Source organism: Acidovorax sp., assembly GCF_022763525.1.
Classification (GTDB): Bacteria; Pseudomonadota; Gammaproteobacteria; order Burkholderiales; family Burkholderiaceae_C; genus Acidovorax.
In genome coordinates this window covers 1-21,555 of record NZ_JALEGG010000020.1, presented here as the reverse complement: position 1 = coordinate 21,555, position 21,555 = coordinate 1, and the positions used below count along the sequence as shown (strand labels likewise).

Sequence of the window (21,555 nt, the reverse complement as noted above, 5' to 3'; positions counted from 1 at the left end):
GGGGCCACCCTTTCGCGGGATCTTCTCGCCTGCGGCCACGTCGATGACGTAGATGGTCAAGTCGGACAGCTCGGGGCTGAAGGTGGCGGCCAGGTTGTCGCCGCCGCTTTCCACGAAGACGATGTCGGCGTTGGGGAAATCGCCCAGCATGCGGTCGATGGCCTCCAGGTTGATGGAGCAGTCTTCGCGGATGGCGGTGTGGGGGCAGCCGCCGGTTTCCACGCCCAGGATGCGCTCGGGCGGCAGCGCGCCGCTCACGGTAAGCAGGCGCTGGTCTTCCTTGGTGTAGATGTCGTTGGTGATGGCCACGAGGTCGTAGTCATCGCGCATGGCCTTGCACAGCATTTCGAGCAAGGTGGTCTTGCCGGAGCCGACGGGGCCGCCAATGCCCACGCGCAGAGGGGGCAGATTCTTGGTGTGGTTTGGGATGTGGTGCAGTGCGCTGGTGGTGGGCATCGTCATGATCGGAAGAGGCGGGAGTACTGGGTTTCATGCTGCGCCGAGAGGATGGCGAGCATGGGAGAAAAGGCCTGGCGCTCGCTGTCCATGAGGCCTGCGGCGTGGTCGGCGGCGGCAGGGATGGCGCCGGCCAGTCGCGCCAGGATGCGCTGGCCCGCGCTTTGGCCCAACTGCATGGACTTGAGTGCGGCCTGCACCATGTTTTCGGCCCAGCCAAAGGCATAGGCCAGCAGCACATCACGCACGGGGGCTTGGGTAGTGGACGCGGCCAGGGCAAAGGCCACGGGGTAGGTGGGGGGCAGGGCGGCCAGGTGGTGGATGGCGGGCATGATGGCTTCGTCGCCTTGGTGCTGGTTGCGCAGCCAGTCGGCCATCGACCGGCCCATCTGCTCGGTCTGCAGCCGCAGCTCGCTGGTTTCGCGGGTGTGCAGCACCCAGTCGTTCAGCTCTTTCACGTGCAGCAGGTCGTCGCGTCGCCACGCCCCCAAGGCCTTGGCGATGAGCGCCATGTCGCCGCGCGCCTGGGTGATGTGGAGTTGGTCCAGCAGCCAGTCGCCCACGGCGGTTTCGCTGTCCAGGCCCGCGTTTTCAATGGCGCTTTCCAGCCCTTCGGAATACGAGAACCCGCCTACGGGCAGCGCGGGGGAGGCGAGCCACATCAGCTGCAGGAAGCTGGCGGCGGGCAGGGGCGCGGGGCGGTCCAGGCGCATGGCGCGGAGGGTCAGTGGTCGTGGTTGCAGTGGGGGCCGTGCACATGCCCCTGGGCCACCACGGGGATGGACACGGTGCGCCCGCGGCCCGGGGCTGCGGTGTTTGCTGCTGCGTGGCTGTGATCGTGCCCATGGTCATGTCCGTGGTCATGCCCACCATGATGGTGGTGCCCGCCACCGTGTCCCGCCGCATAGGCCCCGCCTTCGGGTTCGAACGGCAGGTTCTGCTCCGTCACGATGAGGTGCATGGCGCGCAGCATGTCTGCCAGCACATGGTCGGGTTCGATCTTGAGGTGGTCAGGCTGCAGTTCGATGGGCACGTGGCGGTTGCCAAGGTGGTAGGCGGCGCGGGTCAGATCGAAAGGCGTGCCGTGCGTGGCGCAGGGCGTGATGACCAGCACGGGCTGCGGGGCGGCCACGACCCGCACCAGCGAGCCGTCCTCGGCCACCAGCACGTCGCCGCCGCGTACCAAGGTGCCACGGGGCAGGAAGATGCCCAGTTCGCGGCCGGCCGAGTCGGTGGCGGCAAAGCGGCTTTTCTGGCGCACGTCCCAGTCGAGTTCGATGGTAGGGGCGCGCTTGAGCAGCACGGGGGCGAGGCCCTGGCCTTGGGGGAGGAGTTTGGAAACTTGAATCATGGAAGTAGCTGGGGACGTTGCGTCACGGAGGCGAAAGCGGCATTGTCCGCCTGAGGCGCGGCGCGGCTGCGCGGGGCGTTCAAAGCACCCGTGTCATGAAGCGGCTGTGGGGGTCCGGTACATAGCTGCCGAACGGATCGCAGTCGGTAAAACCGTAGCGGCGGTACAGCTGGTAGGCCGGTTCAAAAAATGGCTGGCTGCCGGTCTCCAGGCTGACGCGCTGGTAGCCCAGGTCGACGGCCTGGCCCAGGATGTGTTCGAGGATGGCGCGGCCCACGCCGAGGCCGCGTACCGACCCGGCGCTGCGCATGGATTTGAGTTCGGCGTGCTCGGCACTCAGGTGCTTGAGGGCGCCCGTGCCCACCAGCCGCCCGGGTGCAGGCTCGTTGTCGTCCGCCAGCCACGCCGTCCAGAAGCGGATTCCGGGCCGGCGCAGCTGGTCCATGTCCAGTGCGTGCACGCTCTCGGGCGGCGAGGTGGCGCGCATGTCCTGCAGATGCTCTTCCATGAAGGCGGCGATGCGCGGATCACTCAAGTCGTCCAGGCGGATGGAGAGGCTGTCTAGCAACGGGCTCATGGTGGCGATGTCAGAACAGGAAATACCGCTGCGCCATGGGCAGCACGGTGGCGGGTTCGCAGGTCAGCAGCTGCCCGTCGGCGCGCACGGTGTAGGTTTGTGCGTCCACCTCCATCTTGGGCGTGTAGCTGTTGTGCACCATGTGCTGCTTGCGCACGCCGCGGATGTTGCGCACGGCGCTGAGCTGTTTGCGCAGGCCGAAGCGTTCGCCAACGCCTGCGTTCAGCCCGGCCTGCGACACAAAGGTGAGCGAGGTCTTGGCAATGGCCCCGCCAAACGCGCCGAACATGGGCCGGTAGTGCACAGGCTGGGGCGTGGGGATGGAGGCGTTCGGGTCGCCCATGGCGGCCATGGCGATCAGGCCGCCTTTGAGGATGAGCGCGGGCTTCACGCCGAAGAACGCGGGCTTCCAGATCACGATGTCGGCCCACTTGCCCACCTCCAGCGAGCCCACCTCGTGGCTGATGCCGTGGGCAATGGCGGGGTTGATGGTGTACTTGGCCACGTAGCGCTTGATGCGCGTGTTGTCGTTGCGGGCGGTGTCCCCCTGCAGGCTGCCACGCTGCACTTTCATCTTGTGCGCCGTCTGCCAAGTGCGCAGGATGACCTCGCCCACGCGGCCCATGGCCTGGCTGTCGCTGCTCATCATGCTGATGGCGCCCAGGTCGTGCAGGATGTCCTCGGCCGCGATGGTCTCCTTGCGGATGCGGCTTTCGGCAAAGGCCAGGTCTTCGGCAATGCTGGCGTCCAGGTGGTGGCACACCATGAGCATGTCCACGTGCTCGTCCAGCGTGTTGTGCGTGTACGGCATGGTGGGGTTGGTGGAGCTGGGCAGGAAGTTGGCCTCGCCCACCACGCGCAAGATGTCCGGCGCGTGCCCGCCACCCGCGCCTTCGGTGTGGAAGGCGCAGATGCCGCGCCCGCCCACGGCGGCAATGGTGTTCTCCACAAAGCCGGATTCGTTGAGCGTGTCGGAGTGGATGGCGACCTGGGTGTCGGTGGCTTCGGCCACGTCCAGGCAGTTGCTGATGGCCGAAGGCGTGGTGCCCCAGTCTTCGTGGAGCTTGAGGCCGATGGCGCCTGCGTCGATCTGCTCGTGCAGCGCCTCGGGCAGGCTGGCGTTGCCCTTGCCGAGAAAGCCCAGGTTCATGGGGAAGGCATCGGCCGCCTGCAGCATGCGTTCCATGTTGAACGGGCCCGACGTGCAGGTGGTGGCCAGCGTGCCCGTGGCCGGGCCCGTGCCGCCACCCAGCATGGTGGTCACGCCGCTGGCCAGGGCCTCTTCGATCTGCTGCGGGCAGATGTAGTGGATGTGGCTGTCGATGCCGCCTGCGGTGACGATGTTGCCCTCGCAGCTGATGACCTCGGTGCCGGGGCCGATGATGATGTCCACCCCGGGCTGCGTGTCCGGGTTGCCGGCCTTGCCGATGGCGGCGATGCGGCCTGCGCGCAATCCGATGTCGGCCTTGAAGATGCCGGTGTGGTCCACCACCAGGGCGTTGGTCAGCACGGTGTCCACCGCACCTTGGGCGTTGCTGCGCTGGCTTTGCGCCATGCCGTCACGGATGGTCTTGCCGCCGCCAAACTTCACCTCTTCGCCATAGCTGCCGGCGCGCAGGGTGTGGTCGGCTTCGACTTCCAGGACCAGTTCGGTGTCGGCCAGGCGCAGGCGGTCGCCCACGGTGGGGCCGAACATTTCGGCATAGGCGCGTCGTCCAATCGTTGCCATGGTGGGGTGCTCCGCTAGAACTGGGTACTATTTTTTTGATAGCTGCTTGCGCTTGTCCAGCAAGCGCTAGGAGCCAATTTCACTAAAAACGATCTACAACGCGCCCTGCGTCAGGCCCTGGAAGCCGTACACCGTGCGGTCGCCCGCGTAATCCACCAGCTCCACGGTGCGCTCCTGCCCGGGCTCAAAGCGCACGGCGGTGCCCGAGGCGATGTTCAGCCGCATGCCGCGCGCGGCGGCGCGGTCAAAGCCCAGGGCGTTGTTGGTCTCGGCAAAGTGGTAGTGCGAGCCGATCTGGATGGGCCGGTCGCCGGTGTTACGCACCACCAGCGTGAGGGTGCGGCGGCCGGTGTTGAGCGTGTGCTCGCCGGGGTCGGTGAGAAGTTCGCCGGGGATCATGGAGGGGCTCCTGCTGGAAGGGGCTTAGGCCATCTGCGCCAGCAGGGCGCCACCCATCAGCGCCACGGCCATGCCAGCGGTGCGGCTCAGCCATACGGCGCGCTGCCGCAGGGCCCAGCCCGCAGCCAGGCCCCCGCCATGCAGCAGCACGGTGGCGGTCAGCATGCCGGCCAGGGTCTGCCAGGCGTTGGCATCGCCCGCCAGCTCGTAGCCATGGGCCACACCATGGAAGACAGCGAACACGCCCACCCCCAGCGCAGCCACCAGCCCGGGCACCTGCAGGCGCGACACGACCAGCAGGCCCGTGACCAGCAGCGACGCGGCAATCATGGGCTCCACCGCAGGCAGCGCCACACCCTGCAGGCCCAGCACGGCGCCCACCAGCAGCATGGCCGCAAAGCCCACGGGGCCCCACAGCAGGTCACGCCCGGCGCTGCGGGCGGACAGCGCGCTCCACAGGCCCACGGCCACCATGGCGGCCAGGTGGTCCAGGCCAAAGAGTGGGTGCGCAAAGCCGCTCAGAAAGCTGTTGTGGAGGTGGGCTTCAGCGCCAGTATGGGCGCTGGCGCTTGTGCTGATGGCGCTGGCAGCTATAAAAAAAAGAGAGGCTGTGTGGCGGTGCGAGAGTGCGATGCGCATTGGGGGCTCCACAGAGAAAAGGGGGGGTAGGAAAGGGGTCAGACGATCGGCTGATGCACGGTGACCAGCTTGGTGCCATCGGGAAACGTCGCCTCGACCTGGATGTCCGGGATCATCTCGGGAATGCCGTCCATCACGTCGTCACGCGTGAGCACCGCACGGCCTTCGCTCATGAGCTGCGCCACGGTCTTGCCGTCGCGCGCGCCCTCCATCACAGCGGCGCTGATCAGGGCCACGGCCTCGGGGTAGTTGAGCTTCAGGCCCCGGGCCTTGCGGCGCTCGGCCAGCAGGGCGGCGGTGAAGATGAGGAGCTTGTCTTTTTCGCGAGGAGTCAGTTCCATTCCGTTTCACTCCATGCTGGGGTTATTAGCTCGCCCGGCCGCTGACGCGGCCGAACGCGAGGAGTCAGTTCCATGTCGTTTCACTCAATGTCAATGTGTGGCTGAGCGCGCGAACCATCATAGTCAGCAAGGCCCATGCCCGGCCATACGCCAGAGGGCGCAGGCCGTGCGGCGCGGTGGCATGGAAACTGCACCGCCAGGCTGGTTAAACCCGCCGCGCCCATGACCCCGTCCACCTCCGCCCTCCCGCCCTCCGCACAGGTGCCACCGGAGGCCGCGCAGCCGGGCATGGGCGCGCAGGCCCCGCAGCAGGTCGTCAAGGTGCGGCGCGACTACAACAGCTGGGTGGCCACCGAGACCATGGAGGACTACGCGCTGCGCTACACGCCGCAGCGCTTTCGCAAGTGGTCCGAATGGCGTGTAGCCAACACGGCGTTTGGCGCAGCGTCGTTCCTGATCCTCGAAGCCGTGGGTGCCACGCTGCTGGTGCAGTACGGCTTCATCAACGCCTTCTGGGCCATCGTGGCCACGGGGCTCATCATCTTTCTGGCGGGGCTGCCCATCAGCGTGTACGCCGCCCGCTACGGCGTGGACATGGATTTGCTCACGCGCGGCGCGGGTTTTGGCTACATCGGCTCCACGCTCACCTCGCTGATCTACGCGAGCTTCACTTTCATCTTCTTCGCGCTGGAGGCTGCGGTGATGGCCTACGCGCTGGAGCTGGCGCTCGACATCCCGCCCACCTGGGGCTACCTGCTCTGCGCCATTGTGGTGATTCCGCTCGTCACGCACGGCGTATCGGCCATCAGCCGGCTGCAGGTGTGGACGCAGCCGCTGTGGCTGGTGATGCTGGTGGTGCCGTTTGGCTACGTGCTGATGCGCGATCCTGGTGCGTTTGCCGGGGTGGTGCACTATGGTGGTGAATCAACGCGCGGCGCCACATTCCAGTTGCCCCTGTTTGGTGCGGCGCTCACCGTGGGCATTGCGCTCATTACCCAGATGGGGGAGCAGGCCGACTACCTGCGTTTCATGCCCGCCCGCACCGCCACCACGCGCGGGCGCTGGTGGCTGGGCGTGCTGGTGGGCGGGCCGGGCTGGGTGGTGCTGGGGGTGCTCAAGATGCTTGGCGGCGCACTGCTGGCCTGGCTGGCACTCACCCACATGGTGCCGGCGGACCGCGCGGTGGACCCGAACCAGATGTACCTGGTGGCGTATGAATACGTGTTCCCGCACTACGGCTGGGCGGTGGCGGCCACGGCGCTGTTCGTGGTGGTGTCGCAGATGAAGATCAACGTGACCAACGCCTACGCGGGATCGCTGGCCTGGTCCAACTTCTTCTCGCGCCTCACGCACAGCCACCCGGGGCGGGTGGTGTGGGTGGTGTTCAACACGCTGATCGCCTTCATGCTGATGGAGATGAACGTGTTCCGCGCCATGGGCGAGGTGCTGGGGCTGTACTCCAACATCGCCATCGCCTGGATCATGGCCGTGGTGGCGGACCTCGTCATCAACAAGCCGCTCGGCCTGTCGCCCAAGGGCATCGAGTTCAAGCGCGCGCACCTGTACGACATCAACCCCGTGGGCGTGGGCGCCATGGCGCTGGCCTCGGTGGTTTCCATCAGCGCGCACCTGGGCCTGTTCGGGCCGTTGCCGCAGGCGTTTTCGGCGGTGATCGCCATGGCGGTGTCGTTTGTGACTGCACCGCTGATCGCCTGGGCCACGCAGGGCAAGTACTACATCGCACGCCAAAGCAGCGAGCCCGTGGCCGTGCCCATGAGCGGCCCCGTGCCCGGCGCTCGGGCGGCGGACCTGGGCAGCTACCAGCGCCTCACCGCGGTGCAGCGTTGCGTGATCTGCGAGCGCGAATACGAGGCGCCCGACATGGCCCAGTGCCCCGCCTACCGCGGCGCCATCTGCTCGCTGTGCTGCACGCTGGATGCGCGCTGCGGCGACCTGTGCAAGCCGCACGCGAGCATGGCCGTGCAGTGGTCGGCCGCGCTGCGCTGGGTGCTGCCGCGCGCGATCTGGCGCTATCTGGACACGGGGCTTGGCCACTTCCTGCTGCTGATGCTGGTGATCGCGCCGCTGCTGGCCTCGGTGATGGGCATGCTGTACCACCAGGAGCTCAACACCATCGCGCAGGCGGCGACCGACACCGAGGTGATGGCTGCGCCCGAAGTGGCCTTGCGCTCGGGCCTGCTCAAGGCCTATCTGGCGCTGCTGGTCATCTCCGGCATCGTGGCCTGGTGGCTTGTGCTGGCGCACAAGAGCCGCCAGGTGGCGCAGGAAGAGTCCAACCGCCAGACGGGCCTGCTCATGCGCGAGATCGAACTGCACCGCCAGACCGACGAGGCCCTGCAGACCGCGCGCCGCGTGGCCGAGCAGGCGCAGCAGGCCGCAGAGCAGGCCAACCAGGCCAAGAGCCGCTACATCAGCGCCATCAGCCACGAGATCCGCACGCCGCTCAACTCCATCCTGGGCTATGCGCAGCTGATGGGCGAGGATGCCAGCGTGCCCCCGCACCGCAAGCAGGCCGTGCACGTGATCCGGCGCGGCGGCGAGCACCTGCTGTCGCTCATCGAGGGTACGCTGGACATCGCGCGCATCGAGTCCGGCAAGCTCAAGCTGGACGTCGCTCCCATGCGCTTTGCCGACGGGCTGCACGAGATCGCGGGCCTGTTCGAGCTGCAGGCCGCCGCCAAGGGCCTGGCTTTCCAGTTCGACGTGCAGGGCGTGATTCCCGAGGTGGTGCGCGCTGACGAACAGCGCCTGCGGCAGATCCTCATCAACCTGCTGGGCAACGCCATCAAGTTCACCGCCCAGGGCACCGTCACGCTGCGCGTGCGCTATGCGCGCGAGATGGCGCGCATCGACGTGCAGGACACGGGCCCCGGCCTCACGCCGGGCGAGATCGAGCGCATCTTTGAGCCCTTTGCGCGGGGCGGCGCGCACACCACCAACAGCAGCCAGGCCGCACCCGGCGCGGGCCTGGGCCTCACCATTGCCAAGATGCTCACCGCGCTGATGGGGGGCGAGCTCACGGTGACCAGCACGCCCGGCGCCGGGTCGGTGTTCCATGTCAAGCTCTTCCTGCCCGAGGTGCATGCCGAGGCGCTGGGCCATGCGGGAGCAGCGCCCGCCGCCGCGCGACCCGCCAAGGCGCGCACCGGCTACGCGGGCGAGCGCCGCCGCATCCTGGTGGTGGACAACGAAGAGCCCGACCGCGAACTGCTGCGCCAGCTGCTGGAGCCCTTGGGATTCGAGCTGCGCCAGGCCGCCAGCGGCCACGACGCGCTGGACCTGCTGGCCGCTGGCTACCGGCCCCACGCCATCTTCATGGACCTGGCCATGCCCGGCATCGACGGGTGGGAGACGATCCGCCGCATCCGCGCCCAGGGCTGGGCCGCGCAGGAAGGGGCCGACGGCGAGGGCACGCCCGGCGTCTGCATCGCGGTGGTGTCGGCCAACGCTTTTGATAAGACCCTGGACAACGACGCGGGCATCCGCCCCGAGGACTTCATCGTCAAGCCGGTGCGCCACAGCGAGCTGCTGGACTGGCTGGAGCGGCGGCTGGAACTGGTGTGGGTGGAGGAGGGGGGCAACGTCACCGCCGCCGAAGGGCTGCCTCTGTTGTCCGCGGCACCGCCAGAACGCGCCACGGTCGCCTCGCCCGTTGCGCAGGCACCCTTGGCCCTTCCCGGCGTGGCCTGCCCGCCCACCACCGTGGTGGCCGAGCTCGCGCAGTCCGTCGCGCTGGGCTACTACCGGGGCATCCTCAACGCCCTGGCCGACATCGAGCGCCAGCACCCCGAACATGCCGCCTTCGTGCACCGCGTGCGCCCGCTGGCGCAGCAGTTTCAGTTTGAAGCCCTGGGCCAGATCCTCGAGCACGCCACGCCATGAATGCCTCCACCGCCGCCGCCAACACTTCACCGATGCTGCTGGACCGCAGCAGCGATGTGGTGCTCATCGTGGACGACGTGCCCGACAACCTGGCCGTGCTGCACGACGCGCTGGACGAATCCGGCTACACCGTGCTGGTGGCCACCCACGGCGAGGCGGCCTTGCAGCGCGCCGCGCAGGCTCTGCCCGACATCGTGCTGCTGGACGCGATGATGCCCGGAATGGATGGCTTCGAGGTGGCAAGGCGCCTGAAGGCCATGCCCGCCACGGCCCATATCCCCATCATCTTCATGACAGGCCTGACGGAGACTGAGCACCTGGTGGCCGCGCTCGAGGCCGGTGGCATCGACTATGTCACCAAGCCCATCAAGCCGCGCGAGGTGATGGCCCGCATGCAGGTGCACCTGGGCGCGGCCCGCAAGGCGCGGCAGGACGCCCTGCAGGCCCGCGAGGCGCGCAACGCGCTGGACGCGTTCGGCTACGCCAGCATCACCGTGCGGGCCGTCGACGGGCGCATCGTGTGGCAGACCCCGCTGGCGCGGGAATTGTTGCAAAGCTACTTTGGCGAGGGTGGCCCTCAAGGGGCGCCTGCGACCTTCGGCCAGTGGGCGCCCGAGCCCGTGCAAGTGTGGCTGCGCCGCCATGTACTGGCTGAAAACGCTGCCGAGCTGCTGGCAGCATCGCTGGCCGAGCCTCCCCGCCTGGCTGTGGAGCAGGGCGCCCGCCGCCTCACCTTCCGGCTGCACCAGCAGGCGGGCGACAGCGCTGGCGGGGGCGACTGGCTCATCGTCATGCGCGAGGTGTCGGACGCCAAGATCATTGAATCGATGAGCCTGTCCTTCAAGCTCACCGCCCGCGAGGCCGAGGTGCTCTACTGGGTGGTCAAGGGCAAGATCAACCGCGACATCGGCGACATCCTGGGCGCCAGCCCCGCCACCGTCAAAAAACATCTGGAGCGCGTGTTTGCCAAGCTGGGCGTGGAGACGCGCACGGCAGCGGCGGCGATGGCGATGAACCGCATCCGCCAGCTGCATCCCCAATGGGAGGGATGAATGCAGACTTTGAGCCAGATAGGCCCCCAGCGCTTGACCAGAAAGCGCGCGAAGCTACATTTTTGATAGCTAATCAGGAGCCCACGCTCAGCGCCCAACGGCCCTCTCCAACTCGGCCTTGTTCATCTTCGACCGGCCTGCAATGCCCTTGCGCCGGGCCTCCTCGTACAGCTGCTCGCGGGTGCGCCCCTGTGCGCCCTGGTGCGACCGCTTTCCGCCGCGCACGGGCGCTGGCGTGTCGTGCAAGGTCTTGGGGTTGGCGGTCTTGCTTTCGCCGTGTTGGGCACGTTCCTTGTTGACAGTGCGCGCGGCGATCTCCTCGGCCGTATCGGTGCTTTTGCCGCGCTGCTTCAGGCTGCTCTTGATGTGTTCGTACTGGCGTTCGCGCTTGGCGCTCCATTGGGCCTGGGGCATGGGGGGGCTCCTTGGTGGAATCACAATGCCTTTCAGCTTAGGCATGCCCCTCGGCATGGTGGTCGGCACAGCCCGCAGGCGGGTGTAGGACAAGCCCCGCGCCGCCAGCCGACGCCCTGCGGAAAGCGCCCCGAGCAGCTGCTTGCGGGGGTTACATCCCCAGCGACTTCAGCAGCGCATCGGTGTCGTCATCGCCCGCAGGCGGTGGCGCAGGCACGGGAGGCGCGGCCTGCGACTGGGCCATGAGCGCGTCCGGGTCGGGTGCCTCTTGCGCTTCGAAGTCGTAGAGCTTGATGAACTCGGTGCGGTCGATGGCGAGTTCCAGGTAGAAGATATTGTTGTTGCTGGTGTAGAAGGTCACGCGCCGCGCCTCGGGCTTGTCGAGATTGGCATCCACGGAGAGCTGCACCTGCTTGTTCAAAACCAGCATCTTGGGCTGGTTCTGGGTGATGTGGGTCTGCAGCTCGCGCCGCACCTTGCCGGTGAAATCGCCCACGACCTGGTTCATGAGTTCTCCCATCACGTTGCTCACTTCGTCCGAGGTGTAGGAGCTCACCAGGTCGTCTTTGGACATGCCCATGTTCAGCAGGTAGTTGGCATACAGCTCCATGGCCGCCTGCCCGCTGAAGTTGATGATCACCAGTCCGGAGAAGCCGCCATCGAAGAGCACGAAGCAGCCGATGTCGGGCCGCAGGCAGGTCTTGCTGATGCGCTGCACCATGCCGGAGTAGTGGATCTGGCTGTGCGTGGCCACGCCCAGCACCCGCGTGACGGAATTGCACAGGCTGATGAGGAGGTCTTCGGTGCCGTAGGTGGCGTTGGGGTGGTCGTTGGGGGTGCTCATGGCGAGGAGGCTGCTTCAAAAAGGGCGGATTGCGGTAATTGCGCGGTATTTGCCACAGAGCATAGGCGATGGCGCGGGGCTCGGCCAGTACCGCCCGCACGGGGGAGCTTCGGGTTGACTTTGCGCCGGCCTCGCGTATCGTGCCACTCGTAACAATTCGCAAGAGGGATGCGCGATGGGGGCTATCACCTATGGCTTGAGGGAGTTGCAGGACATTGCCAGCGGCGCTGCCGTGCTGGCCAGCGGCGGGGGTGGCAGCTACAGCGATGCCTGCGCCATCCTCCGGGAGCTGGCCGTCCAGCCGGGCACGGTGAGCATTCCGGTGCAGGACTACGATGGCGCCACCAATGCCTGCGTGCTGGCCATCATGGGCTCGCCCGATGCGGCGGAGGGATTGAATCTGGCGGCCATCACCCGGTCGGTGCAGAACACGGTGCAGGTGTTGCAGGGCGCCACGGGTGCGCCGCTGGGCGCCTTCATCCCCGTGGAGATCGGTCCCATCAATTCGCTGGTGCCGCTGATTGGGGCCACGCTGTACCCAGGCGGGGTGTGGGTGGTCAATGGCGACGGTGCCGGCCGTGCCGTGCCGCAGCTGCCCCAGACCACCTTCACCGGCAACCCCGAGCTGGCGCCGTGCCCCGCCGCGTTGGCCAGCGATGCCCAGACCGCAGCCGACGTGCAGTCGGCCGTGCTGGGCGCAGCCACCGCAGCGCAGGTGGAGACGCTGGCGGGCGGCGTGGTGGGAGGGTTCGGCGGTTACTCGGGGATTGCCATGTGGCCGTCCAATGCGGGCAATGGCTACGCGCTGTCGGGCAGCTATATCCCCGGCACGCTGGAACAGGCGCGTGGCCTGGGTGAATTCCTGCGCAACGCGGCCGTGCCGCCGCCCACGGGCGCTGTGGCCGAAGCCATCCAGATGCTCACCGGCCGCAGCAGCTGGCCTGTGGTCACCAACTTCTACATCACGGGCGTCACCCAGGCCACCACCAGCGCGTCGCTGGACACGGGCATCATCCGGCTGGACAACAACCCGGATCCGTCGCTCAGCACCGAGACGCACACCATTTACAACCTCAACGAAAACCTGCTCATGTATTCGTCGCTGGCCCAGGCACCGGACGTGCTTGCGCCCGACTCGATCTGCTACTACTCCGAGGCCACGGGCCAGGGTTTTTCCAATGCCAGCGACGACCTCGCGCTGTACTTCGACGCAGCGACGGGCCGCAGCACCGGGCGGGCCGTGAGCGTGCTGGCCGTGCGCGCCGCGCCGCAGCTGTACAACACCCCCGGCGTGGTGGCCTCGTTTGTCGCGCTGCTGCGCAACCTGGGCTATGCGGGGGCCATGCCCGCCGCGTAAACCACCCGATGAAACCCGCAGCCACCGCCCCGGCGGCGGCTCATTCTGGTACGCCTTTTCATGCGTGACGACGAAGCCAATCTGAACAAGGACCGCCTGGCACTGGCCCTGGAGGCCGCAGGTCTGGACCTGTGGGAGAACGACCTCGTCACTGGCGCCGTCACCCGCAAGGCCACCAAGACCTTTGCCGAGCTGGGTTTCACCGAGGAGGAAATAGCCTCGGCCGTGCCGGACATCTACGGCCTCTTCCACCCCGATGACGTCGACACGGTGCGCCAGGCCGTGGCCGATCACCTCGCGGGCGTCACGCCGCAATACCGCTGCGAGTTCCGCCTGCGGTCCAAGCAGGGCGAGTGGGTGTGGTTTGCCAACTACGGGCGCATCATGGACACGCACACGGCCACGCCGGGACGGCGCCTGATCGGAGTGACGTTCAACATCGACGACCGCAAGCGCCGCGAAGACGAGATCGCGCAAATCAATCAGCAACTGGTCGAGCAAAACCGGCTGCTGCAGCAGCTCAACGCCACACTGGAGCTGCTTGCTGCCAAGGATTCGCTCACCGGCCTGTGCAACCGCCGCACGCTGATGGAACTGGGTGCCAACGAATGCAAGCGCGCCGAGCGTTTTGGTCACCCGCTGTCGGTGCTGGTGGTGGACATCGATTTCTTCAAGGCTGTGAACGATGCCTGGGGCCATTTTTCAGGCGACCGCATGATTTGCGCCGTGGCCAATGTGTGTGCGGCGCGCCGCCGCAGCGGGGTGGACATCGTGGCGCGTTTTGGTGGTGAAGAATTCGTCATCGTGCTGCCCGAGACGGACAGCGCCAGCGCGCTGCGCGCTGCGGAGGCGCTGCGCGCCGAAGTGGCCTCCATGAGCGTACCCGTGAACGACGAGGGCGTGCACCTTTCCGTCACGGTCAGCATCGGCGTGAGCACCGGGTTGCCGGGCAGGGAATACAGTTTTGAAGCCCTGGTCAACCGCGCCGACCACGCGCTGTACCAGGCCAAGGGCACCGGGCGCAACACGGTGTATTGCGCGGACTTGCCCTGAGCGCCGGTTGAAGATCTCGCACGGAGTTGCACTCCGCCCCTCCGGGCAACACCTTGGCGGGACCGCCCTGCAGGTGCCTGAGCAGCTGGCTGCGGGCCTGGGCGGCCCCTGGCCCGCCAGCTGATCGCAGCCACCTTCGATCCTCTCTCTTCTTTTCGCTCCCTGCCATTTGCGCGCCCCGCAGCGCACGGGAGCAGGGCGCCTGCGCTGCCGCGAGATGCCCGCCGCGTACGCCACCCGGCGTATTTCGCAACGGCGTGCCGCTCTCCAGAATCCCTTCCAACGCTGCAGAGGTTGCCGGGCGGCCTGACACAGGCCACCGGGCACGCGCAGCGGATGGACTGGATTTTTCTTCCTGCACGCACCACCACCTCCTGGAGAAGCACACATGCAACGTCGTCATTCCCTCAAGGCCCTCGCGGCCGCCGCCGCGCTCGCCGGCCTGTCTGCATTGCCTGCCCATGCACAGGACACCATCAAGGTCGGGATCCTGCACAGCCTCTCGGGCACCATGGCCATCTCGGAAACCGTGTTGAAAGACACCGTGCTCATGGCCATTGACGAAATCAATGCCAAGGGCGGCGTGCTGGGCAAGAAGCTCGAGCCCGTGGTGGTGGACCCGGCCTCCAACTGGCCCCTGTTCGCCGAGAAGACCAAGCAGCTGCTGGGCCAGGACAAGGTCTCGGTGATCTTCGGCTGCTGGACCAGCGTGAGCCGCAAGTCCGTGCTGCCCGTGGTTGAAGAGATGAACGGCCTCCTGTTCTACCCCGTTCAGTACGAGGGCGAAGAGCTGTCCAAGAACGTGTTCTACACCGGCGCCGCGCCCAACCAGCAAGCCATCCCCGCGGTGGACTACCTGATGAGCAAGGACGGCGGCAGCGCCAAGCGCTGGGTGCTGCTGGGCACCGACTATGTGTACCCCCGCACCACCAACAAGATCCTGCGCGCCTACCTCAAGTCCAAGGGCGTGAAGGACTCCGACATCGACGAGAAGTACACCCCCTTTGGCCACAGCGACTACCAGACCATCGTGGCCGACATCAAGAAGTTCAGCCAGGGCGGCAAGACGGCCGTGGTGTCCACCATCAACGGCGACTCCAACGTGCCCTTCTACAAGGAACTGGGCAACGCGGGCCTGAAGGCCAAGGACGTGCCAGTGGTGGCCTTCTCGGTGGGTGAAGAGGAACTGCGCGGCGTGGACACCAAGCCGCTGGTGGGCCACCTGGCCGCCTGGAACTACTTCCAGTCCATCAAGAGCCCCGAGAACACCGCCTTCATCAAGAAGTGGAGCGACTACGCCAAGGCCAAGGGCATCGCCGGCCACAAGGACAAGCCGCTCACCAACGACCCGATGGAAGCCACCTACATCGGCATCAACATGTGGAAGCAGGCCGTCGAGAAGGCCAAGAGCACCGACGTGGACAAGGTGATCGCCGCGATGGCCGGCCAGACCTTCAAGGCGCCCTCGGGCATCGTCTCCAAGATGGACGAGAAGAACCACCACCTGCACAAGAGCGTGTTCATCGGCGAGATCAAGGCCGACGGCCAGTTCAACGTGGTGTGGAAGACACCCGGCCCGGTGAAGGCCAAGCCATGGTCGCCCTACATCGAAGGCAACGACAAGAAGAAGGACGAGCCGGACGGCAAGAGCAAGCTCTGAGCACCCCCCTGAGGCGCTAGCGCGCCTTCATCCCCCCTCCCGAATCGCTGCGCGATTCGGGAGGGGGGACGCCGCCAGCGCACGTAAGCGAAGCGCCGCATGCGCGGCTTGGCGGCCCTTGCGCGGCGGCCCTGGCCTGGGTCCTGCGCGCTGCACAAGCCTGTTTTCTTTGACCTACCGGCCCCCTCATGTTTGCCTCATTATTTTTTCGCCTGATCGCCTGTGTGCTGCTGTGCGCAGCCGTGCAGGCGCACGCGCTCACAGCCGAGGCGGCGCGGGCCATGGCGGCGGGCGATACCGATGACCGGATCGCCGCGCTGCAGGCGGCCATCGCCACACCCGACGAGGCCACCGTGGCCTTCATCCGCGCCATGGCTGACGATGCGGTGAAGATCGCGGGCGACAAGGCCATCGTCATGAAGGACGGCAAGGGCCTGGACCCGGTGACGGCCACCGAGGTTTCCGTGCCCGACGACGCCGAGGACATCGTCAACAACAACCGCATGCGCGGCGAGTTCGACGCCGCGCTGGCGTCGCTGCAGCTCATGTCCGCTGACGTGGCAGAGCGCCGCAAGGCCATCGATGCGCTGCGCGAAGAGTCGGACGAGGCCCGGCTGCCGCTCATCGAGAGAGCCCTGGCCGGCGAGCAGGACGCTGCCCTCAAGACCCGCCTGGAAAGCATTCGCGCGCGCATCCTCATCAGCAGCAGCGATGCCGCCAACCGGCTGTCCGCCGCGCAGCACCTGGCCGCCAGCGGCAACCCAGCCACCCGCACCGTGCTGCTGGAGCAGCTGCGCAGCGAAGAAGACCCCAAGGTCAAGGCTGCACTGCAAGCCGCGCTCAAGACCGTCGAAGGCCGCCTGCAGTGGGGTGAACGCCTGGCCGCCATGTTCTCGGGCATCAGCCTGGGCTCCATCCTGCTCTTGGTGGCGCTGGGCCTGGCCATCACCTATGGCCTGATGGGCGTGATCAACATGGCGCATGGCGAGCTGATGATGATTGGCGCCTACGCCACGTACGTCATGCAGGGCGTGTTCCAGCGCTACTTTCCCGGCGCGTTCGACTGGTACCTGGTCGCTGCGGTGCCTGCCGCCTTCATGGCGTCGGCACTCATGGGCGCGGTGCTGGAGCGCGGCGTGATCCGCTTCCTGTATGGCCGTCCGCTCGAGACCCTGCTGGCCACCTGGGGCATCAGCCTGATGCTGCAGCAGCTGGTGCGCACCGTGTTCGGCGCGCAGAACGTGGGCGTGGAAAACCCCGCATGGATGAGCGGCGGCGTGCAGCTCATGGAGAACCTGCAGCTGCCCTGGAACCGCGTGATCATCGTCGCGTTTGCGCTGGCGGTGCTGGGGGGCGTGGCCTTCCTCATCAGCAAGACGCGCCTCGGCCTGTTCGTGCGCGGCGTCACGCAGAACAGGCCCATCGCCTCATGCATGGGCGTGAACACCGCCCGCGTGGACACCTATGCCTTTGCGCTCGGCTCCGGCATTGCAGGCCTGGCGGGCTGCGCTTTGAGCCAGGTGGGCAACGTGGGCCCCGACCTGGGCCAGGGCTACATCGTGGATTCGTTCATGGTGGTGGTGCTCGGCGGCGTGGGCCAGTTGGCGGGCACTGTGTACGCCGCGCTGGGCCTGGGTGTGCTGGGCAAATTCCTCGAGGGCTGGACGGGCGCCGTGCTGGCCAAGATTGCCGTGCTGGTGTTCATCATCATCTTCATCCAGAAGCGGCCGCAGGGCATCTTTGCGGTGAAGGGCCGCACGGCAGACTAGCTATGGAGCACCCCCCAGTGTCGCTTCGCTCCTTCCCCCCTCTCCTGTGGGAGGGGGGACGCCGCCAGCGCGGTGGGGCGGCCCTTGCGCGGCGGCTGCTGGCTTGTGTCGTGGCGGTGGCTGCGGCCTCGGGCAATGCCGAACGCTGAAAAGATATGACCATTCCAAATCCCATCCAATTGCCTGCACCCGCACCGCTGCTCACCCGCAGCGGCTGGTCGGCCTTCATCGTGGCGCTCATCGTGGTGTGCGCCGTGGCGCCGGTGCTCAACCTGTGGGTGCCGGCCGGCAGCGCGCTGCACCTGTCCGACTACGCTGTGGCGCTGCTCGGCAAGATCATGTGCTATGCCATCTGCGCGCTGGCCATGGACCTGATCTGGGGCTACACCGGCATCCTGAGCCTGGGCCACGGTTTGTTCTTTGCGCTCGGTGGTTATGTGATGGGCATGTACCTCATGCGCCAGATCGGCCGGGACGGCAACTACCAAAGCGACCTGCCGGACTTCATGGTGTTCCTCGACTGGAAGGAGCTGCCCTGGCACTGGGCACTGTCCGACAGCTTCGTGGCGACACTGGTCCTCATCGTGGCGGTGCCGGGGCTGATCGCCTTCGTGTTCGGCTACTTTGCGTTCCGCTCGCGCATCAAGGGCGTGTACTTTTCCATCATCACCCAGGCCATGACGTACGCGGCCATGCTACTGTTCTTCCGCAACGAGACGGGCTTTGGCGGCAACAACGGCTTTACCGATTTCAAGCGCATCCTGGGCCAGCCCATCGCCACGCAGAACATGCGCATGTTGCTGTTCGTGCTGACGGGCATCACGCTGCTGGCGTTCTTTTTGCTGGCGCGCTGGCTGGTGCGCAGCAAGTTCGGCCGCGTGCTGCAGGCCGTGCGCGACGCGGAAAGCCGGGTCATGTTCTCGGGCTACTCGCCGCTGCCCTACAAGCTCACCATCTGGACCATCAGCGCCATGATGTGCGGCGTAGCCGGGGCGCTCTATGTGCCTCAGGTCGGCATCATCAACCCCGGCGAGATGAGTGCTGCCAACTCCATCGAGATCGCCGTGTGGGCAGCCGTGGGCGGGCGCGCCACGCTGATCGGTCCCATCGCCGGTGCCTTTATCGTCAACGGCGCCAAGAGCTGGCTCACCGTGACGGCGCCGGAGTTCTGGCTGTACTTTCTGGGCGCGCTGTTCATCGCCGTGACGCTGTTCCTGCCCGATGGCGTGGTAGGCCTGGTGAAGAAGCTGGCGAACAGGAACAAAACCAAGAAGCAAAGCACGGAAGGAGCCGCGCCATGACGCCCGACCTCATGGACGAAGGCGCACGACGCATCGCGTCTCGCAGCGCCCCGGCGGCCCTGGGCCAGACGGAGTCTGGGGGCCGCGCTGCGGGTTTCTCGCGCATCGCCACACCCGGTGAGGTGGACATTGCCCATGGCCGCATCCTGTACCTCGAGGATGTGAACGTGAGCTTTGACGGCTTCAAGGCCATCAACAACCTGAGCCTCGATATTGCCCCCGGCGAGCTGCGCTGCATCATCGGCCCGAACGGCGCAGGCAAGACCACGATGATGGACATCATCACCGGCAAGACCCGGCCCGACAGCGGCACGGTGTACTTCGGATCGACCATCGACCTCCTGCGCCACAACGAGCCCGAGATCGCGAGCTTGGGGATAGGCCGCAAGTTCCAGAAGCCCACGGTGTTCGAGCAGCTCACGGTGTTCGAGAACCTGGAGCTGGCCTTGAAGACCCACAAGGGCGTGAAGTCCAGCATGTTCTTCAAGCTCGATTCGGCGCAGTCGGACCGCCTGGCCGAGGTGCTGCACACCATCCACCTCGCGGACAGCGTGGCGCGCATGGCGGGCAACCTGAGCCATGGGCAAAAGCAATGGCTGGAGATTGGCATGCTGCTGATGCAGGACCCCAAGCTGCTGCTGCTGGACGAGCCGGTGGCGGGCATGACCGACGAGGAGACAGCGCGCACGGCCGAGCTGTTCCTGAGCTTGAAGGGCAAGCATTCGCTGATGGTGGTGGAGCACGACATGTCGTTCATCCGCACCATTTCCGAGATCGTGACCGTGCTTTGCGATGGGGCTGTGCTGGCGCAGGGGACACTGGACCAGGTGCAGGCGGATGAGCGGGTGATTGAGGTGTACTTGGGGCGGTGATGGTGTTGGATCGCCCTGGCTTCCTGAAGCTTGCGGACGTCTGTTGTCCGCCCGGGTCGAGTTGGACGATGCCGGGGCACGTGCCCCGCGCCCCGCCTTCAATGAGGCACGCAGCACAGACTGGCGAGCAAGCTTTCGTGTCCCGGCTTCGACAGGCTCAGCCCGAACGGTTGGGGAGGCGCCCAGGCTTCGAAACGCCCAGCCCCAGCATCGGGGCGCGAGTGACCGAAACCAAATAACTATCAAAACCATAGCTGCCAGCGCTTGATAAACAAGCGCTAGAAGCCAAAAGGGCTCCAATATGCTCACCGTTCAAAACATCAACCAGTACTACGGCGGCTCCCACATCCTGCGCGACGTGAGCCTCACCGCCACCCCCGGCAAGGTCACCGTCCTGCTCGGTCGCAACGGCGTTGGCAAGACCACCCTGCTCAAAAGCCTCATGGGTCTGGTCCCCATCAAGAGCGGATCCATCTCCTTCGACGGCCGGCCCATCGACAAATCCACTCCGTATGAAAGAGCCCGTGCCGGCATCGGCTTTGTACCGCAAGGCCGCGAGATCTTCGGCCGCCTCACCGTGGAGGAAAACCTGCGCATGGGCCTCGCCTACAAGAGTGCCTCCACGCCCGTGCCGCCACACCTGTACGAGCTGTTCCCCGTGCTCAAGCAAATGCTCCACCGCCGCGGCGGCGACCTGTCGGGCGGCCAGCAGCAGCAGCTGGCCATCGCCCGCGCGCTGGCACCGGGGCCGCGCCTCTTGATCCTGGACGAGCCCACCGAAGGCATCCAGCCGAGCATCATCAAGGACATCGGCCGCGTGATCCGCATGCTGGCCGACGAGGGCCTGAACGGCGAGAAGGTGGCCATCCTGCTTTGCGAGCAGTACTACGACTTTGCGCAGGAGTTGGCCGATGAGTACCTGGTGATGGAACGGGGTGAGGTCATCGCGCGCGGACCTGGCAGCGAGATGGAAGCCAAGGGCATTCGCAACTTGGTGGCGATCTAGCCAGAGACAACCCCCTGAGCGACTGCGTCGCTTCCCCCTTCTCTCGCGCTGTGCGCGGGAAGTGGAGGCCGCCAGCGCGGCGGGGCGGCCCTTGCGCGGTGGCCGCTGGCATGGTCCGTGTCCGTTTTTGCGGTTTGCTGTCAGGATCAGTCAACCAGGAAAGTAGAGCGCGTCGATCGCCAGCGCGACGCGCTCTCCAGGATGACCACCGTGCACACCATCCAGGTTGCGCCCAGCAGCCATCCCGCCAGCACATCGCTGGCGTAGTGCACGTGCAGCACCACGCGGCTCCAGCCGGTGGTGAAGACGAGCAGGCCTGCGGCCATTGCAGCCGGGGCGTGCCAGGGGGGCGGGAGCAGCCGCGTGGCCAGGTAGGCGAGCATGGCGTAGGCCACCATGGACGCGCTGCTGTGGCCGCTGGGAAAGCTGTAGCCCAGAGCCTCGGCAACGCCATGCGTGTGTTCGGGCCGTACGCGTTCAAACACGTTCTTGAGGATCCTGGTCAGCACCCCGTTGCCGGCCAGGGCCAGCAGCCAGCCCGTGGCCAGCAGGCGGTGCTGGCGCCACCACAAGGCGCCTGTCACCGCCAGCGCAAGCGCCGTCAAGACCCAGGTGTCGCCCAGGTGGGTGAGCGTGGCAAACCACCGCAGTACATGGGCGTCTGCCTGCGCGCGCAAACCGGTCGCCAAGGCATCGTCCAGCACGCCCCAAGGGCCCTCGGCGCCGCTTTCCGCCAGTTCGGCCAGCATCACGCCGGCGACCGCCAGTGCGCCGCCGGCGGCGGCCATGGCCGCCAGCATCCACCAGCGGGCTTCTATCGGCACAAAACGGC

20 protein-coding genes are annotated in these 21,555 nt (G+C 66.7%); 9 read left to right on the top strand and 11 right to left on the bottom strand.

The features are described 5' to 3' along the window. The 8 genes from ureG to MRY84_RS01620 form a co-directional block, all read right to left on the bottom strand. On the bottom strand, nucleotides 1–462 hold a 462-nt coding region (gene ureG / locus MRY84_RS01655), incomplete at its 3' end, for an urease accessory protein UreG (RefSeq protein WP_291504030.1). Beyond that, entirely contained in the window at nucleotides 459–1,169 is a 711-nt protein-coding gene (locus MRY84_RS01650) for an urease accessory UreF family protein (RefSeq protein WP_291504029.1), read from the bottom strand. The genes ureG and MRY84_RS01650, both read right to left, overlap by 4 nt. Before the next feature lie 11 nt (nucleotides 1,170–1,180). Beyond that, the gene (gene ureE / locus MRY84_RS01645) at nucleotides 1,181–1,807 is read right to left on the bottom strand and encodes an urease accessory protein UreE (protein ID WP_291504028.1); all 627 of its coding nucleotides are present in this window, start codon (nucleotides 1,805–1,807) and stop codon (nucleotides 1,181–1,183) included. Nucleotides 1,808–1,886: 79 nt separating this feature from the next. Further along, on the bottom strand, nucleotides 1,887–2,384 hold the full coding sequence (locus MRY84_RS01640) for a GNAT family N-acetyltransferase (RefSeq protein ID WP_291504027.1): 498 nt from the start codon (nucleotides 2,382–2,384) through the stop codon (nucleotides 1,887–1,889). Between the two features lie 10 nt (nucleotides 2,385–2,394). Next, complete coding sequence (ureC, locus tag MRY84_RS01635; RefSeq protein WP_291504026.1) at nucleotides 2,395–4,113, bottom strand: urease subunit alpha; 1,719 nt, start codon at nucleotides 4,111–4,113, stop codon at nucleotides 2,395–2,397. A gap of 93 nt (nucleotides 4,114–4,206) precedes the next feature. Further along, nucleotides 4,207–4,512 (bottom strand): urease subunit beta, encoded by a 306-nt coding sequence (locus MRY84_RS01630; RefSeq protein WP_291504025.1) that lies wholly within the window; start codon nucleotides 4,510–4,512, stop codon nucleotides 4,207–4,209. A gap of 24 nt (nucleotides 4,513–4,536) precedes the next feature. Continuing rightward, nucleotides 4,537–5,151, bottom strand: coding sequence for a HupE/UreJ family protein (locus MRY84_RS01625; RefSeq protein WP_291504024.1), 615 nt, complete (start codon nucleotides 5,149–5,151; stop codon nucleotides 4,537–4,539). 38 nt (nucleotides 5,152–5,189) lie between these two features. Continuing rightward, nucleotides 5,190–5,492, bottom strand: coding sequence for an urease subunit gamma (locus tag MRY84_RS01620; protein WP_291504023.1), 303 nt, complete (start codon nucleotides 5,490–5,492; stop codon nucleotides 5,190–5,192). A gap of 288 nt (nucleotides 5,493–5,780) precedes the next feature. On the opposite strand from MRY84_RS01620, the gene MRY84_RS01615 reads away from it, so the two are divergent. Both MRY84_RS01615 and MRY84_RS01610 read left to right on the top strand, forming a co-directional pair. Then, nucleotides 5,781–9,395: an ATP-binding protein gene (locus tag MRY84_RS01615; RefSeq protein WP_291504031.1), complete on the top strand. Its 3,615-nt coding sequence runs from the start codon at nucleotides 5,781–5,783 to the stop codon at nucleotides 9,393–9,395. Beyond that, a complete protein-coding gene (locus tag MRY84_RS01610) occupies nucleotides 9,392–10,447 on the top strand; it encodes a response regulator (protein WP_291504022.1) in 1,056 nt (351 codons plus the stop codon). The genes MRY84_RS01615 and MRY84_RS01610 overlap by 4 nt, the downstream gene beginning before the upstream one ends. 87 nt (nucleotides 10,448–10,534) lie before the next feature. Here the strand turns inward: MRY84_RS01610 and MRY84_RS01605 are convergent, their stop codons facing one another. Next, entirely contained in the window at nucleotides 10,535–10,861 is a 327-nt protein-coding gene (locus MRY84_RS01605) for a plasmid stabilization protein (RefSeq protein WP_291504021.1), read from the bottom strand. Nucleotides 10,862–11,012: 151 nt separating this feature from the next. After that, nucleotides 11,013–11,705: a DUF3334 family protein gene (locus tag MRY84_RS01600; RefSeq protein WP_291504020.1), complete on the bottom strand. Its 693-nt coding sequence runs from the start codon at nucleotides 11,703–11,705 to the stop codon at nucleotides 11,013–11,015. 175 nt (nucleotides 11,706–11,880) lie between these two features. On the opposite strand from MRY84_RS01600, the gene MRY84_RS01595 reads away from it, so the two are divergent. The 7 genes from MRY84_RS01595 to urtE all read left to right on the top strand — a co-directional run bounded on the left by MRY84_RS01595 (nucleotide 11,881) and on the right by urtE (nucleotide 20,723). Continuing rightward, nucleotides 11,881–13,062, top strand: a complete 1,182-nt coding sequence (locus MRY84_RS01595; protein WP_291504019.1) for a DUF917 family protein — start codon at nucleotides 11,881–11,883, stop codon at nucleotides 13,060–13,062. Between the two features lie 60 nt (nucleotides 13,063–13,122). Continuing rightward, nucleotides 13,123–14,115: a sensor domain-containing diguanylate cyclase gene (locus MRY84_RS01590; RefSeq protein WP_291504018.1), complete on the top strand. Its 993-nt coding sequence runs from the start codon at nucleotides 13,123–13,125 to the stop codon at nucleotides 14,113–14,115. Between the two features lie 388 nt (nucleotides 14,116–14,503). Then, a complete protein-coding gene (urtA, locus tag MRY84_RS01585) occupies nucleotides 14,504–15,775 on the top strand; it encodes an urea ABC transporter substrate-binding protein (protein WP_291504017.1) in 1,272 nt (423 codons plus the stop codon). Nucleotides 15,776–15,963: 188 nt separating this feature from the next. Beyond that, nucleotides 15,964–17,544, top strand: a complete 1,581-nt coding sequence (gene urtB, locus MRY84_RS01580; RefSeq protein WP_291504016.1) for an urea ABC transporter permease subunit UrtB — start codon at nucleotides 15,964–15,966, stop codon at nucleotides 17,542–17,544. A gap of 155 nt (nucleotides 17,545–17,699) precedes the next feature. Then, nucleotides 17,700–18,845 (top strand): urea ABC transporter permease subunit UrtC, encoded by a 1,146-nt coding sequence (gene urtC / locus MRY84_RS01575; RefSeq protein WP_291504015.1) that lies wholly within the window; start codon nucleotides 17,700–17,702, stop codon nucleotides 18,843–18,845. Further along, on the top strand, nucleotides 18,842–19,717 hold the full coding sequence (gene urtD / locus MRY84_RS01570; protein WP_291504014.1) for an urea ABC transporter ATP-binding protein UrtD: 876 nt from the start codon (nucleotides 18,842–18,844) through the stop codon (nucleotides 19,715–19,717). Before urtC ends, urtD begins: the two co-directional genes overlap by 4 nt. 301 nt (nucleotides 19,718–20,018) lie before the next feature. Then, nucleotides 20,019–20,723 carry an urea ABC transporter ATP-binding subunit UrtE gene (gene urtE, locus MRY84_RS01565; RefSeq protein ID WP_291504013.1) on the top strand — a complete coding sequence of 235 codons (705 nt, stop codon included), beginning with the start codon at nucleotides 20,019–20,021 and terminating at the stop codon, nucleotides 20,721–20,723. Nucleotides 20,724–20,869: 146 nt separating this feature from the next. Here the strand turns inward: urtE and MRY84_RS01560 are convergent. Then, nucleotides 20,870–21,555, bottom strand: a 686-nt coding sequence (locus MRY84_RS01560; RefSeq protein ID WP_291504012.1) for a phosphatase PAP2 family protein, incomplete at its 5' end; no start/stop codon positions are given.

Bases quoted from the DNA above. Each gene is read 5' to 3' on its own strand.
- MRY84_RS01650 (WP_291504029.1), bottom strand. From the start codon at position 1,169: ATGCGCCTGGACCGCCCCGCGCCCCTGCCCGCCGCCAGCTTCCTGCAG.
- ureE (WP_291504028.1), bottom strand. From the start codon at position 1,807: ATGATTCAAGTTTCCAAACTCCTCCCCCAAGGCCAGGGCCTCGCCCCC.
- MRY84_RS01640 (WP_291504027.1), bottom strand. From the start codon at position 2,384: ATGAGCCCGTTGCTAGACAGCCTCTCCATCCGCCTGGACGACTTGAGT.
- ureC (WP_291504026.1), bottom strand. From the start codon at position 4,113: ATGGCAACGATTGGACGACGCGCCTATGCCGAAATGTTCGGCCCCACC.
- MRY84_RS01630 (WP_291504025.1), bottom strand. From the start codon at position 4,512: ATGATCCCCGGCGAACTTCTCACCGACCCCGGCGAGCACACGCTCAAC.
- MRY84_RS01625 (WP_291504024.1), bottom strand. From the start codon at position 5,151: ATGCGCATCGCACTCTCGCACCGCCACACAGCCTCTCTTTTTTTTATA.
- MRY84_RS01620 (WP_291504023.1), bottom strand. From the start codon at position 5,492: ATGGAACTGACTCCTCGCGAAAAAGACAAGCTCCTCATCTTCACCGCC.
- MRY84_RS01615 (WP_291504031.1), top strand. From the start codon at position 5,781: ATGGGCGCGCAGGCCCCGCAGCAGGTCGTCAAGGTGCGGCGCGACTAC.
- MRY84_RS01610 (WP_291504022.1), top strand. From the start codon at position 9,392: ATGAATGCCTCCACCGCCGCCGCCAACACTTCACCGATGCTGCTGGAC.
- MRY84_RS01605 (WP_291504021.1), bottom strand. From the start codon at position 10,861: ATGCCCCAGGCCCAATGGAGCGCCAAGCGCGAACGCCAGTACGAACAC.
- MRY84_RS01600 (WP_291504020.1), bottom strand. From the start codon at position 11,705: ATGAGCACCCCCAACGACCACCCCAACGCCACCTACGGCACCGAAGAC.
- MRY84_RS01595 (WP_291504019.1), top strand. From the start codon at position 11,881: ATGGGGGCTATCACCTATGGCTTGAGGGAGTTGCAGGACATTGCCAGC.
- MRY84_RS01590 (WP_291504018.1), top strand. From the start codon at position 13,123: ATGCGTGACGACGAAGCCAATCTGAACAAGGACCGCCTGGCACTGGCC.
- urtA (WP_291504017.1), top strand. From the start codon at position 14,504: ATGCAACGTCGTCATTCCCTCAAGGCCCTCGCGGCCGCCGCCGCGCTC.
- urtB (WP_291504016.1), top strand. From the start codon at position 15,964: ATGTTTGCCTCATTATTTTTTCGCCTGATCGCCTGTGTGCTGCTGTGC.
- urtC (WP_291504015.1), top strand. From the start codon at position 17,700: ATGACCATTCCAAATCCCATCCAATTGCCTGCACCCGCACCGCTGCTC.
- urtD (WP_291504014.1), top strand. From the start codon at position 18,842: ATGACGCCCGACCTCATGGACGAAGGCGCACGACGCATCGCGTCTCGC.
- urtE (WP_291504013.1), top strand. From the start codon at position 20,019: ATGCTCACCGTTCAAAACATCAACCAGTACTACGGCGGCTCCCACATC.